Here is a 14,322-nt window from a genome sequence, read left to right as displayed (position 1 = left end):
GTAGTTAATAGACAGCTAGACACTATTAAGGTTGCTGCCTTTTTTATTATGTTAGGGTCTTTTTACCTATTTTTCCTTGCAACAAAAGGAGTTGTTTTTCAGAATGGTCTTAAATGGTGTGGCTAATCGGCTCAATAGCACACGGGCATAAAGCCATCACTAACTATTAACTAGGGTCGATGGATTAATATCTTTGGCTTTTGATAGTGAAAACTAGCAAATGAACAGCAAATGGTTGATTGCGATATTACTTAACTTTAGTCTGTTATATTGAGGGATGGTTGCATATAATGCTTAATAAAAATCCACTAACTGACAATAAACCTTGATTGAGTTCCAATATGTTTTTACCGCTTCCTCCCGTACCTCCTGTCGGTAAAATAATCAGTCGCCCTTATGAGGGCGACATTCCTAACTTTAAAGAAAAAAATGTCAGTATTAATAGATTAAGTTCACTTATTCATGAGGTCAATCCAGACTATTTATTATTTCATCCCAGTATTAACTCTATCCAAAATGTATGGCTTTTAGCGTCTTATTGTGGTGCATGGTTAGGTGGGCAGAATATATTTTTCTTGTTGGCAGTTATATATGATTATGTTTTTTTAAGCCCTTTCGATATTGTTGGTCTTTCATTAATAATAATGCTGATGATACTGATATCAATCTTATCATTCGGTGCATTTTTTACTCTAAAGCAACTTAAAAGAAAGCAATCTCGCTACCACAAAATATTGCTACTGAAACAAACACAACAGCTTGCTTATTATGAGCACAAGCGTAAGCAGAAGCCTATCCTTCATCTAATAAATTACAAAGACATCACAGCCTCCATAAGGCGTAATGAGGGTTTAGTGTATGAAGTGCTTAATCTACATGTAATAGATGAGGCAACAGGAGAGCCAAGCTTATCTATTAACTTTGAAGACATGCAACTAAACCCTTATGATCAGTGGACGTTTATTCGTATCTATATGGAACGTCCAGCAGACGAGCTACCGCTTGATCCAAGATACGCTCACGCTTGTCCGACAGATATCAGTACCTCGCTATTGGCTTGTGCTGACATCGCTCAAGATAAGAAAGGCAAAGGCTTAACTGGTCTGCATCATGAAGTGACGGTTATGGGTTGGTTGAGAGCGTGTACGGTCAGCTACTTAGATCTAGCTGAAGGCAATATTTATCAATCCAGTGCCAACCCCGCACTGCACCCTGAAGTGCAGCGTCGGCTCATGTGGGATGGAAAAGATAACCCATATAATGTGTTGCCTGTCACTGCAGAGCGCCAAGCCGCCTTTGATAATAAAAACACAAAGGTCAAACTGAAATGGTACTCAGGCATAGCAGTGAATGCGACATGGTTTATCGGCTCGATATTGTACGTAATGCTAGTGATTGCTTAGATGAAAATGCGAGTATAGTCAAATCCATATAAATCCGCTACATCGTCATCCTCGCTCACCATACTAATGTATCGCTTGCACTCGGTTTCCTTGTATCGAAATTATTCGAACTCAACTATATACAGTGGCCTGTCTTAAACGATTTATTTCAAAAGATGTGTGTGCAATGTGCGCCTATAATTGGATCCAATTGTCATTTTTAAACTTTTACTGCTTTCTTATTCAAAATAAACACCAACACCGCACCTAATATGACCGTGCTTGCCACCACGAATTGCATGGTTAATTGCTCGGATAAAAACACCACACCTAGTATGGCCGCAAGCACAGGCACACAAAGTTGTACCACAGCAGCTTGGGTGTTTTTTAACAGTGGCATCGCCATATACCAGATACTGTAACCCATGCCTGAGGCGAGCGCCCCTGATGCACATGCCAGCAGTATGCCTGTAATAGTGATATCGCTTATATTGATGTTTTCCAAGCCGATATCATCTAGATAGAGCATAGCGATGAACAATAGCATCGGAACGGCTGTCAGACTTCTGATAAAGTTAAACGCTGTGGCGCGTAGCGGTGATATACAGGACTTGCCACAGATGCTATAAACACCCCAAGCCACACCACTGATTGCCATCAGCGTCGCTGCCGATAGTGAAGGCACTGCCGCTGAGGGTAGCATCAAGTAGACAAACCCGATTACCGCAACGATGAAGGCTGCCCATTGCAAGGCGCTTAGTTGCTCTTTTTTATAAATGCCCCAACCAATCATCGTGAGCTGCACCGCTGAAAACAAAATCAGTGCACCAGTACCCGTATCTAACTCCACATAAGCGATCGAAAAACACAATGCATAAACCACTAAACTTATGCTACTAAGCCAACTGCCTTTGTCATTTAAAATGGCTTCATAGGAGGCGTTTTCTACCTTTGTCACCCGACGTCGTAAGCGGTAAGTGTAAACCGTCATGATGATAGCTAGACAGACAGCCGCACTGACCAAACGCATGATGGTAAAGCTCCAGGCATCTATATAACCCTCTGCTAGCGCCATTCTTCCAAAAAGAGAGTTTGCGGCAAAGGCGATCAGTGCGATAACAGTATAAAGCGTGGCTTTCACAATAATTCCTACTATGAATAAGTGGGTTTTAATATATATAACAAAGGGTTTTGTCTGTGTTTTTTTGTCTATGCTGTTATCACAGTGCCTGGTTTTTTAGCAAAAATGATGACTATCAATCTCAAACTGAATGGAACCAGCGTCACAGAAAGCGACATTTTGTCGTACTTATAACGAAAAATCTTTTTTAAATTGGACTAACGATAGTTGCATGGGAGATAAGGATTGTGAATGAAGCTTTAGACAAATAACAACACATTTCCTCAAAGTTTGAACTAAATTTAATCAATGCTAATTTAACGAATGTTAAGTTGGTCAAATAAAAAATACACGTCAGAAACGATAGCATGGATTGGATAAGTGTTTTGCCATTTTGTTTTGATGGTTGATGAAATATCACCATATCGATAGCGACTGTCAGAACTGGAAAGGAGTATTTTTGTTTTTGTAGAGCATTAGACAAAGGAGGCGTTGCTTAATAGCGATATAGCTGTCTGATAAGAGGAATTAGGCTGTGCTAAATTTGCCTAACCACATAGTTAGGCAGGACCAAATAGTCGGGTTTAGAACAGCCCAGATCTTTGTGATGTAAAAGTTAATACAGCCAGTCTTAAATAAAAGCGATACAAATTGAACGATACAAATTGAACGATAAGGTACTGGATACATTTTGCTTGCTTGCAGTGCTTGTATAGACAGAGGCTGGGCAAGATGTATCCAGTATCACTATATGTGCTTTATAGTGAATCGACTATAGATTCTGTCTACCTTGATAAGTTTAAGCGACTTTATACCAGTCAACTTTACGAGTCATGACCATCACACAGGCGAGTATTACAAAGCAGAATACAGCACCCAGTAATAAATTCATGTCTTCTGTGGTAAGAATGCCAAAAAATGATGCATACAATCCTGCCAGTGTGGCAGTAAAGATGACCGCACGTTTTACACCACCCAGCACATAATAGGTATACCAGCCAATAAGACCAACACAGGCACTAGCGGCAATGGCATACGCTTTCCAAAACACTATCTGCTCGGCTAATGGCAGTAATAACACATAAAAGACAAATAACGCACAACCGACCAATAGGTACTGAATTGGGTGAATACGGCTAGATTTAATCACTTCAAATAAGAAAAAAGTGCCAAACGATACTAGGATTAGTAATAGAGCGTATTTCATGGTTCGTTGAGTTTGTAGATAGACGTCATTAGGCTCGGCAAAACTAACGCCAAAGCTGCTGAGTCTGATACTGTTAGGTACACCGCTTTCTGCTGCTGCATCAATACTATTACTGACTTCAGAAGCGTAACGGTTCGTATCTAGATAAGCACTACTAACGACAGCGCATCCTTTATGGGGAATACTCAAGCATTGTGATAATCGCTGGTTGTTAGCCATCGTGAGGTATTGATTTTGCCACTTGGCATCAAAGCCTTTTTGGGTAAAGTTTTTGATATTTGGTAGTGCTGTGCCAATAAAGTTTGGTGCGTGCCAGTTACTCTGCATGGTCAGCTCGAAGTTTTGTCCAGTCGGTACAGTATTGATATTACTGATACCAGATAAAGGCACATGAACCACAATACCGTTCAGCTGTGTTAATAGCTCCTGAGTAAGTGCAACTTCGACGTAAGTTAAGCCTTTAATCATGGTAGCTTGCGGATAGGTCGCTTTTAGTTCACGTTTGCCGATCGTCACTGTAGGCAACGTCGCAAGGCCGCGTAGGTCAGACACAGGGATAATCAACTTTGCCTTATTCCAGTGTGTGAGGGTTTGCTCTGGAACTATATTGTCTTGATTCGCTATGGCTACTGTACTTGTTTCACTTAGGTTTTGGTTCGATGAGTTTAAGAGCTGGTTGTCTAATGAGTAATTTTGATCAAATTTAACCTCACCATTGTAGCTAGTCGCATGATAAACACCGCGTTTATAGGTATCGGTGCTTACTTTTAGGTTTTGCGCTGATTGAGTTTGCGAGGCAAATAAGGTCTCAACGCTTGGGTATGAGGCGGCGCAGTCACTGATCAAATCTGGCACTTGCGTCTGACATTCAGGTGTTACTGTGGTAGGAATGGCGATAAATGGTGTGATGATTTCTTGTGGGTCAACGTGTTGTTGAGTGATTTCTTTGACGACAGATTCTGCATAGTTCTGTCTTTCGTAGATGACCGAGCCGATCATATTGAGACCAACGGCAAACAGAACGCACAGCCCCGCGATGATGGATAGTTTAATTAATAGTGTTTTTTGCATGGGAGTCCCTCATATGAGTCTTTAATCCAAAACTGTCAATACAACAGTCAGCAGGTTTAAAGAAAAGGATAGAGGAGGGATGAAGAAAAAATATGTAAGAACAGTGGAAAGTGTGTGGAAAATAACAGGCTTGTGTTTTTGTGTGACTAAAAATTGCCACAACAATTTTTACTAACGTGAAGTAGAGTTTGTGTGGGACAGCCAGTTAGCTACTTGTTGTACTCGTTGCTCTCTATTACCACCGATGCGATGAAACGGTTTCTTATGATGGGTCAACTGGTTTGCAAAATAAGCACTTATCTCATCGCGCTGGTGTGGACTATCGCGTAAGTCGTCAGCTACCCACGGCGTATCGACGTCGGTCAATAATATTAAATCATAATGGTGTATTAATGCTGCATGAGTCAACTCAGTAGGGCAGTCGTCATAATACCAATTAGCGTAGGCCATTAGCTCAAACAGACTGGTATCACAAAACAGATAATGGTCGCCTTGTGACGTTTCAGCTGCTTGTATGGCGAGTTTGTTTTCTAATGCTATCTGGCCTTGTGCGATAGGGAGCAGGTCATCCCACGTACAAGTCAGTTGCTTTTTATCCCATTTGTCTTGTAGATAGGTACGCATGTACTCTGGTACCCAAAGGCTATCGAAATGAGTCGCTAAATCGCGGCACAACGTCGTCTTCCCCGTACTCTCTGCACCTAGTACCGCAATTGTAGTGACTGATTTAGGTGTGCGCTGTATGAGGTTGTGTGCCATGTTGTGTACGATAGCGTCGTTGCCATTCATAATAAGCCCAGATTGCGATGAGAGTGAAAACTACATACTGTACTGCGGTAAAGGTAAAACCTTTATAAAAGTATAAAGGCACAGAAATAGCGTCAGCGATGATCCACAGTAACCAATGCTCAATTTTACGTCGGGCCATGAGCCACATCGCCATTAAGAAAAGTGCCGTGGTGAGCATGTCAGTATAGTCGACCCAAGTGAATAAATGCAGACCAAGCACGGCACCGTCAAAGCTAAAGCCATTGTTAATCACTGGACGGAAATAATAAATGCTAGCGACGAAAGCAACGGTAGCAGAGGCCAGTGCAGTTAGTATTGGTACATCTTTTATATGTAAGTGTTCAACTTGGATGCTATTTTGAGCATTATTGTTTTTTAACAATGCATCCTGCTGCTGGCTAGTTTGGGCGGAATAATCTGGTAGTTTCTTATTTTCTTTGTTTTTTGACCAGTTAATCCATCCATAGATACTCATGATACTGTAATAGGCATTGATGAACATATCACCAAACAGCTGCCACTTCCATAATAAGTACACAAATATCGCGGTACTCACTAGCCCAACAGGAAATGCCAAAACCTTGGTTTTGCTGGCGAGTAATACACTTGCGACACCAAATATAACGGCAATCAATTCGAGGACGATGAATAAAGTGGTGTAGTCAGCGTACTGTCCAAATAGCCAGTTGAGAAGTTCTGCCATTAGCATTTTCCAAATATTAGCTTGTATAGTCAGTCCTAAACAAAAGAGGCACAACCACTCAATACGGCTTAGATTTTTCTTGCTTTCTGTGCCTGCGCAGACAGAGGCTACGCAAACTGTAACCCGTATCGCTGTATTTTTTAGAGTGGATCGACTATATACGTATTTTTAGTGAGGCTTGAAAGAAAAAATAGCGTCAATTATAGCGTAGCTGCTGTAAAATCAGGTAATCTTTGCTCGTTTTTCGCAACAAACAGGTTATTTGTAACAAAGTATTAGAAAAATTATAATATTCAGGCATAATAAAGCCACTGATTTTAAGTTTACAGTCATTCACCGAAAGCAAATGACTATTATTTTTTAACCTTTATGCTTATTTTAAGCACTATAGCAGTAGACAAGGAAGCTTATCATGACGACTTGTATCACAGGCACAGGCCTATACATTCCACCTTATAGCATCAGCAACGAAGAGTTAGTTGAGTCATTTAACCAGTATGTTGAAAACTATAATACAGAACATGCTGACGAGATAGCCGCAGAGACGGTTACAGCGCTTCAGCCTTCATCCGCGGCCTTTATCGAAAAAGTCTCTGGCATCAAATCACGTTATGTGATGGAAAAAGACGGTATCTTAAACCCTGAAATCATGGCGCCAGTGATTGCCTATCGCAACTTAGGTGAAGAGCTGTCTGTTATGGCAGAGATGGGTGCTGCTGCGTTAAAGGACGCATTGGCTGACGCTGGATTAGAAGCCAATGACTTGGATGGTATTATCCTTGCTTGCTCAAACTTTCAGCGTACTTACCCAGCAGTTGCCATCGAGATTCAAAACGAGATTGGTATGGTTGGTGGGTTTGCTTATGATATGAATGTTGCCTGTAGTGCAGCGACATTTGGTCTATCACAAGCACATGGTTCTATTGTCTCTGGTCTGGCCAAGCGTATCGCTGTAGTCAACGTTGAGATTACCTCAGCGCATCTAAACTGGCGTAATCGTGACAGTCACTTTATCTTTGGTGATGTCGCAACAGCATCTATCGTTGAAGATCTAGATACGCCAAAAGGCTATGAGATTCTGAACTCTAAGCTATTCACCCAGTTTTCGACCAACATCAAAAACGAATATGGATTTATGGATCGCTCAGAATATTTGGCGGCACAGACCGAGATGTACCCAGATATCAAAGCACCAGTGACTGACAAGCTGTTTTTGCAAAATGGCCGTAAAGTATTCCGTGAAGTCTGTCCGAAAGTGTCAGAGATTATCACTGAGCATTTGACCGAGAACGAATTACAAGCCAGCGATGTGAAGATGATGTGGTTACACCAAGCCAATGCCAATATGCTTGATTTAATCTTACGCACAGTCGTTGGTAAAGAAGCTGATAAAGCCATTGTGCCAAGTGTCATCGCTGAATTTGCCAATACCAGCTCAGCTAGTCCGATGATTGTCTTCCATCGCTATAAAGACAAACTAGCATCTGGCGATTTGGGCGTTATTTGTTCATTCGGTGCTGGTTACTCGATTGGTTCAGTATTGGTTCGTAAGGTTTAAGTTGTTTAATCATCGAATTGTTTAATCATCGAATTATTATCAGACTTTATTGTCATACGAAAAACTGTCACATTAAAAATAGCCAAGAATGTTCTTGGCTATTTTTTTGTTTGAATTTTCTGAAAGAAATACCATAAACCCCGAGTGAGAAAACCAGTTAATGATAACCAATCTAGAATCGGTGCAGACGTTTGACCATATTGTTTAGCGATATAATGGTAAGATTGCTTAGAATAACGACAAGATTACGCAGAGGTTTTAATTTAAGGCAAAAAATTTGCTATAATCACTCTCTTATTCCTCTCATCTAATTAAAAGTCCTTTTATGAAAGAATCCTTACGCCTGCGTTTAGACCAGATGGTAGACCGTTATGAAGAGGTCACCGCCTTATTATCAGATCCTAGTGTCATTAGTGATAATAATAAATTTCGTGAATTGTCTGTCGAGCACAGTGACTTGATGGAAATCACGACGCTGTGGCAGAACTATGTGCAGGCAGAGACAGATCAGGCCGACGCAGAAGTGATGCTAGCTGATGCAACTGATCCTGATATGAAAGAGATGATGAACGATGAGATCGAAAGCGCACGTGACACCATAGTGGAGATGGAAGAAGCACTCAATGTCATGATGCTGCCAAAAGATCCTAATGATAAGGTACCAGCGTTCTTAGAGATTCGAGCAGGGACAGGCGGTGATGAAGCGGCGATTTTCTCTGGTGATTTGTTCCGTATGTACCAAAAATACGCGCAGAACCAAGGCTGGACAGTAGAAGTACTGTCAGCTAATGAGGGCGAGCATGGCGGTTATAAAGAAATCATCACCCGTGTATCTGGCAACAGCGTCTATGGTCGTCTAAAGTTCGAGTCAGGCGCTCATCGTGTACAACGTGTGCCTGAAACTGAGAGTCAAGGTCGTGTTCATACTTCAGCGTGTACGGTTGCGGTCATGCCAGAAGTTGAGATCGATGATACAGTGGATATCAATCCTGCAGACATAAAAATGGATACTTTCCGCTCAAGCGGGGCGGGTGGTCAGCACGTTAACACCACTGACTCAGCCGTACGCTTGACGCATATTCCCACTGGCACTGTGGTAGAGTGTCAACAAGAGCGTAGCCAACACAAAAACCGTGCACATGCGATGAAAATGCTGGTCTCAAAAATCCAACAAGCCAAAGTGCAAGCACAGGTCGACGTGGCAGATTCTATACGTCGTGACCTAGTCGGTAGTGGTGACCGTAGTGAGCGTATTCGTACTTATAATTTCCCGCAAGGGCGTATGACCGATCATCGCATTAACCTTACCTTATATAAGCTTGATTCTATTATGGAAGGTGACTTGGATGAGACGCTTGATGCCTTATTGCGTGAGCATCAAGCAGACCTAATGGCTAGTATCGGCGGCGGTGAATAAGATAGCTACAAAACAACAGGTTTGTCAGTCTTACTGACATAAGTACGAACGAAAAGATAGCCAGTTATTTTTGATACCGAAGATAAGGTAATAATTATGATAAATGACAGGTTTAATTTAAGATTATTTCCTAATCGTGTTTTATGTGGTGTTTTTATGGCGATTGGCCTCTCTGCTTGTAGTTCCATACCATCTACGTCACCAGAGCAGTCCTCCGATAGCATATCGGAAAACATGATAGCCGATCCACTTACTTATCAAGCTTGTGTTTATCCACCTAGTGAGATGGTTATGGCTTGTCGCTCACAAAATGGGCGGTTTGTTCGGCAAGGTAGGCGTGGTTGCTATCAGTGCGTATTATCTTACAGTGATGCTGGTAAAGCTTGTAAGGATAGTGCTGACTGCGAAGGACAATGTAAGAACGCCAGTGGTTTCGCTAAACCAAATGCTAAAAATCAAACTGGACAATGCGCCAGTAATAGCAGTGTTTTTGGATGTTATCAAGTTATTAAAAAAGGTGTGGCACAGCCTGCTATTTGTGTCGATTGATTGTCATGTTTGTTAGGACGTTTTTTATCTGAACGTCTTATTTTAAATTTATAGTTTTTATTTCTTCTTTTAATCACCTAATAATTTTGAGAGTGTTATGTCAAAGCCCAATAATCAAAATCAGAATCAAGAGCAAGCTCCAGAAGATGCTAACGAGCTGATTGCACAACTGCAAGCTAAACTAGATGATATCAGTGCTTCGGGCAAGCAGCCGTATCCAAATACGTTTAAACGCACTGATTATGCGCAAGACTTACAAACGGCTTTTGATGGTGTATCAAAGCAAGAAATTGAAGAAAAAGCAGCAAATGGCGAAAAGACTCAGGTCAATATCGCAGGTCGAGTTATGCTCAACCGTGGCTCATTTATCGTCATTCAGGACATGACAGGTCGTATTCAATTATATGTCGCACGTAAAGAGCTTGATGATGAGACACGTGCAAGCATCAAGTCACTAGATTTGGGTGATATCGTTGGCGTATCAGGTTATATCGGTCGCTCAGGTAAGGGTGATTTGTACGTTCATATCGAAGAATTTAACTTATTGACCAAATCACTACGTCCGATGCCAAACAAGTTCCATGGCCTAGCTGACGTAGAAGCTCGCTATCGCAACCGTCATCTTGATTTGATGACCAATGAGACGACTCGTGATACGTTTATGATTCGTAGCCAAGTCGTTAGTGGTATTCGCAAATTTATGTTAAACGAGCGTTTTATGGAAGTTGAAACGCCGATGATGCATCCTATCCCAGGTGGTGCTGTGGCGCGTCCGTTTGTGACCCATCACAACGCTTTAGATATGCCACTTTATCTACGTATCGCGCCTGAGCTTTATCTGAAGCGCTTAGTCGTTGGCGGATTTGAGAGAGTATTTGAGATTAACCGCAGCTTCCGTAACGAAGGTGTCTCTACTCGTCATAACCCTGAATTTACTATGATTGAGTTTTACCAAGCGTATGCAGATTACCATGACTTGATGAACCTGACTGAGCGCTTATTTAACGAATTGGCAATGGATATTTTGGGTACAACTGAAATCACCTATCAAGAAGAAGACATTAGCCTAAAAGCGCCGTTTGCACGTTTATCGATGACGGATGCGATTGCAAAATATGCAGACAACTTTGATATGGCACGCATCAATGACCGTGAGTATCTGGCAGAGTATGCGTCAACAACATTAAAGCAACAAGTCAAAGACGGTTTTGGCATAGGTAAATTACAAACGATTATCTTTGAAGAAACTGCTGAGCATCAATTGCGTCAACCAACGTTTATCACTGAGTATCCAGCTGAAACTTCACCATTAGCACGCCGTAGTGATGACAATCCTGAAATCACCGATCGTTTTGAGCTGTTTGTTGGTGGCCGTGAATTGGCCAATGGCTTTAGCGAGCTTAATGATCCAGCAGATCAAGCAGAACGCTTCCACGGCCAAGTCGCTGAAAAAGACGCTGGCGATGATGAAGCAATGCATTTCGATGAAGAGTATATCGAAGCATTGTCTTATGGCCTACCACCGACAGCCGGTGAGGGTATTGGAATTGATCGCTTAGTCATGTTACTGACTGATTCTGCTAGCATTCGTGACGTGATTTTGTTCCCGCACATGCGCCGCAAGCATGAAGGTTAAAGTGGATTTGCTTGCTATAAAGAGACGCCTTAATCTGCACTGATATTCAACTGAAGATAGAAAGTTTTACTCCTTTTAAGATGATGGGTTTAAGACTTTTTATGGGATTGCATTTATAGGAATATTATGGATACTCAGCAAGCATCATTCTCGCTTTGGCAAAAAATGATTCAGCAATGTTTTTTATCTTTATATGAATTACCCAAAGACAAAATCACTGACCCTCAGAAATTTCAGGGTTATGATTTTGTTTTTGAGTTTTCGGACGCGACTATTTATTTTCTTGTCAATACGGTTGTGAGACAAGCGAATAAGAAAGAAGTGGATAGTGCTAAAGTTCGTGAGTGGAGAAAGGAAGTTGTTAATGAGTTAATCAAACGTCACGCTCAGGTTTATCACAAAAATGATAAGTTGGTTGCAGCGAGGAGCACATCGATAGCTGATAAAAAAACTTATTTTATTGGCTTAACCTCATTGTCCATCAGTCATCAGGACGAACAATCTGGTCTTTCCTCTTATGCCGTTGGCTATGAATATGGCAGCCGTTTTTTCGCTGAAGACTGCGTTTTGGATCTAGATAATGAACAAAGTGTTTTACAAGTTTTTAGCTATCAAAACTTCGCTGATATACTCAGTCAATTGGTGACCCCAAGTGATTTGACGACATTTTTAGATTTTCATCGTGATCAGTTAGCCAGTTTTTCATCATTTAAAAATGAGTCAACATTATTAAAACAGTTTTTGCAATCACCTGACTTTCACCAAAGAGCGATTGATGTTCAAGAACGGTTGATTGATAACGAGTTAATTGACCAAATAGAATTACGTTTACGTAAAGTATCAGAACCGAATCAGACTGTATTTGCCAATGCTTTAATGGCTGAGATTCAAAAATACACTCGGATGTGGTATAAACTTTTTAATAGTGTGATTGAGCGTTATCACAAAGCAGGTAAACCATTACCAAGAGCACAAATAGATGTGTTGGCAGATGAGTCAATGTATACCTATGCGTGTCTAGTAGAAAAGATTTTAGCTTATAGAACCATGGATCAAGATTCTCGTTGGAATGGTTATGTTCGTCATGAGCACTCTTATCATGTCTTTGGTCGACATTATCTTATAGTGTTTTATGCGCAAGATGATAGTAGCTCGTTGAGTGCAGGGGATGTGCGTTCATCTCATCAGGATTTATTGTCAGATCTCAATGCCCAACTACAAGATCCAGTAATGAGTGATTTGTTTTTGCTTGGTGTAGAGTTTCGACCTTGTGAATACAGCGTAAACACCGAGGTGTATTTGGATATTTTTCATCAAACAGGTACGTTGATTGATGAAAATACTCAGCGTTTATATGAACGTTTGGCAAAACTTCAAGCTCAGTTATAATCTAAAGCTAATATAGCTCGCTGGTTTGACACTTTATCTATATTTGTATTATTTATATTGGCATTTATTATGACGCAGCAATATCAAGTCTTAGCTCGCAAATATCGTCCCAAAAACTTTCATGAGTTAATTGGGCAAACGCATGTCTCGCAAGCATTGATTAATGCGATTGATTATAACCGTTTACATCATGCTTATTTGTTTACAGGTACGCGTGGCGTTGGTAAGACGACGATTGCACGTATCTTATCGAAATGTCTGAACTGTGATACGGGCATCACTAGTACGCCTTGCGGGGTGTGTGATAACTGCGTGGCCATCGATCAAGGACGCTTTATCGATCTTATTGAGATCGATGCAGCGTCGCGTACCAAAGTTGAAGACACACGCGAGCTGCTTGATAACGTACCCTATGCGCCAAGCCAAGGACGTTATAAAGTTTATCTCATCGATGAAGTGCATATGCTGTCTACGCACAGTTTTAACGCTTTACTTAAAACGTTAGAAGAGCCGCCTGAGCATGTAAAGTTTTTACTTGCCACAACTGATCCACAAAAACTGCCTATTACCATCATCTCGCGCTGTTTACAGTTTGTACTACGTCCATTACCACAGACGTTGCTCAGTGAGCATTTGGCCAATATTCTTAACCAAGAGCAAGTAGCATATACACAGCCCGCCCTTTGGCAGTTAGCCAGTGCCGCGAAAGGCTCGGTGCGTGATGCCTTGTCGTTGACCGATCAAGCCATTGCTTTTGGTCAAGGTAGACTAGATGATGTCACTGTTAATGCTATGCTTGGTTTGATTGATGCGGCTGACTTGATCCGTTTGATTACTGATATATATAACCATGATAAGTCTGCTGTGGCGAACCATATCGAGCAAATGCGCGCGCAAATGGTTGATGCGACTAGTATGTTTGATGGACTCACTGAGCTGCTTCATCAATTGGCCTTGACTCAATTATTACCTGAAGTCGCTTTGAATGTAAATGAAGTGCAAGCACAAGAGATTACTGTACTTGCAAAGCATATTAGCCCAGATGTGTTACAACTGTATTATGAAATTGTGGTGCAGGCGCGTGAAGGCGTTAAGCTTGCCAGTACGCCTATGCAGGCACTTGAGATGTGTATCTTGCGTCTACTGGCCTTTCGTCCGTTGCCAATAGATGAAGTATTGAACAATATTTATGACAGTGAGGTATCCTCTACAGAAGCATCATCTATAGAAACAGTTGCTTCTACAGCATCTGTCGATGCTGTCGTACATCAAGCTTCAGAACCGCCATCACAGCCTTATGATATTGACTATCAGGCGTCTAGTAGTGACATGTCACAAGCCGACTCTTATCAATCTGAGTCTCACGAAGATAACCCGTTAAGTGTCAATAATATTGGTGATCCAGAACAGAACTTAACTTTGATGGCTGATAGCGTGCAGCCTGAACCAATTGTTGAGCCTGAACCAATTGTTGAGCCTGAACCAATTGTTGAGCCTGAAC

The 14,322-nt window shown here is 41.4% G+C and carries 11 protein-coding genes; 7 read left to right on the top strand and 4 right to left on the bottom strand.

Annotated features, from left to right (window positions below):
* The first annotated feature begins 341 nt into the window (after positions 1–341).
* On the top strand, positions 342–1,403 hold the full coding sequence (locus tag ACT3SX_RS09800) for a hypothetical protein (RefSeq protein WP_192520366.1): 1,062 nt from the start codon (positions 342–344) through the stop codon (positions 1,401–1,403).
* A 199-nt stretch (positions 1,404–1,602) separates the two neighbouring features.
* On the opposite strand, the gene ACT3SX_RS09795 is transcribed toward ACT3SX_RS09800, so the two are convergent.
* The 4 genes from ACT3SX_RS09795 to pnuC form a co-directional block, all read right to left on the bottom strand.
* Positions 1,603–2,523, bottom strand: coding sequence for a DMT family transporter (locus ACT3SX_RS09795; protein ID WP_192520365.1), 921 nt, complete (start codon positions 2,521–2,523; stop codon positions 1,603–1,605).
* Between the two features lie 778 nt (positions 2,524–3,301).
* On the bottom strand, positions 3,302–4,780 hold the full coding sequence (gene creD, locus ACT3SX_RS09790) for a cell envelope integrity protein CreD (RefSeq protein ID WP_192520364.1): 1,479 nt from the start codon (positions 4,778–4,780) through the stop codon (positions 3,302–3,304).
* Between the two features lie 171 nt (positions 4,781–4,951).
* Positions 4,952–5,569 (bottom strand): AAA family ATPase, encoded by a 618-nt coding sequence (locus ACT3SX_RS09785; protein ID WP_192520363.1) that lies wholly within the window; start codon positions 5,567–5,569, stop codon positions 4,952–4,954.
* Positions 5,508–6,272: a nicotinamide riboside transporter PnuC gene (gene pnuC / locus ACT3SX_RS09780; protein ID WP_192520362.1), complete on the bottom strand. Its 765-nt coding sequence runs from the start codon at positions 6,270–6,272 to the stop codon at positions 5,508–5,510. Before pnuC ends, ACT3SX_RS09785 begins: the two co-directional genes overlap by 62 nt.
* 412 nt (positions 6,273–6,684) lie before the next feature.
* Between pnuC and ACT3SX_RS09775 the strand changes: the two genes are divergently transcribed.
* From ACT3SX_RS09775 to dnaX, 6 genes are all read left to right on the top strand, one after another.
* A complete protein-coding gene (locus tag ACT3SX_RS09775) occupies positions 6,685–7,830 on the top strand; it encodes a beta-ketoacyl-ACP synthase III (protein ID WP_192520286.1) in 1,146 nt (381 codons plus the stop codon).
* Positions 7,831–8,155: 325 nt separating this feature from the next.
* Entirely contained in the window at positions 8,156–9,247 is a 1,092-nt protein-coding gene (gene prfA / locus ACT3SX_RS09770; protein WP_192520287.1) for a peptide chain release factor 1, read from the top strand.
* Positions 9,248–9,343: 96 nt separating this feature from the next.
* Complete coding sequence (locus ACT3SX_RS09765; RefSeq protein ID WP_192520288.1) at positions 9,344–9,796, top strand: hypothetical protein; 453 nt, start codon at positions 9,344–9,346, stop codon at positions 9,794–9,796.
* A gap of 97 nt (positions 9,797–9,893) precedes the next feature.
* On the top strand, positions 9,894–11,432 hold the full coding sequence (gene lysS, locus ACT3SX_RS09760; protein ID WP_192520289.1) for a lysine--tRNA ligase: 1,539 nt from the start codon (positions 9,894–9,896) through the stop codon (positions 11,430–11,432).
* A gap of 126 nt (positions 11,433–11,558) precedes the next feature.
* Complete coding sequence (locus tag ACT3SX_RS09755) at positions 11,559–12,821, top strand: hypothetical protein (protein WP_442069493.1); 1,263 nt, start codon at positions 11,559–11,561, stop codon at positions 12,819–12,821.
* Between the two features lie 69 nt (positions 12,822–12,890).
* The coding region (gene dnaX / locus ACT3SX_RS09750) for a DNA polymerase III subunit gamma/tau (protein WP_444761716.1) at positions 12,891–14,322 on the top strand (1,432 nt) is incomplete at its 3' end.

Origin of the sequence: Psychrobacter sp. AOP31-B2-9, assembly GCF_052378005.1 — a bacterium.
GTDB lineage: Bacteria > Pseudomonadota > Gammaproteobacteria > Pseudomonadales > Moraxellaceae > Psychrobacter.
The sequence above is the reverse complement of the archived record's forward strand: the minus strand, read 5'-3'. Positions and strand labels throughout refer to the sequence as shown.

Coding starts and splice junctions, on each gene's coding strand:
- ACT3SX_RS09800 (WP_192520366.1), top strand. CDS start 342: ATGTTTTTACCGCTTCCTCCCGTACCTCCTGTCGGTAAAATAATCAGT.
- creD (WP_192520364.1), bottom strand. CDS start 4,780: ATGCAAAAAACACTATTAATTAAACTATCCATCATCGCGGGGCTGTGC.
- ACT3SX_RS09785 (WP_192520363.1), bottom strand. CDS start 5,569: ATGAATGGCAACGACGCTATCGTACACAACATGGCACACAACCTCATA.
- pnuC (WP_192520362.1), bottom strand. CDS start 6,272: ATGGCAGAACTTCTCAACTGGCTATTTGGACAGTACGCTGACTACACC.
- ACT3SX_RS09775 (WP_192520286.1), top strand. CDS start 6,685: ATGACGACTTGTATCACAGGCACAGGCCTATACATTCCACCTTATAGC.
- prfA (WP_192520287.1), top strand. CDS start 8,156: ATGAAAGAATCCTTACGCCTGCGTTTAGACCAGATGGTAGACCGTTAT.
- ACT3SX_RS09765 (WP_192520288.1), top strand. CDS start 9,344: ATGATAAATGACAGGTTTAATTTAAGATTATTTCCTAATCGTGTTTTA.
- lysS (WP_192520289.1), top strand. CDS start 9,894: ATGTCAAAGCCCAATAATCAAAATCAGAATCAAGAGCAAGCTCCAGAA.
- ACT3SX_RS09755 (WP_442069493.1), top strand. CDS start 11,559: ATGGATACTCAGCAAGCATCATTCTCGCTTTGGCAAAAAATGATTCAG.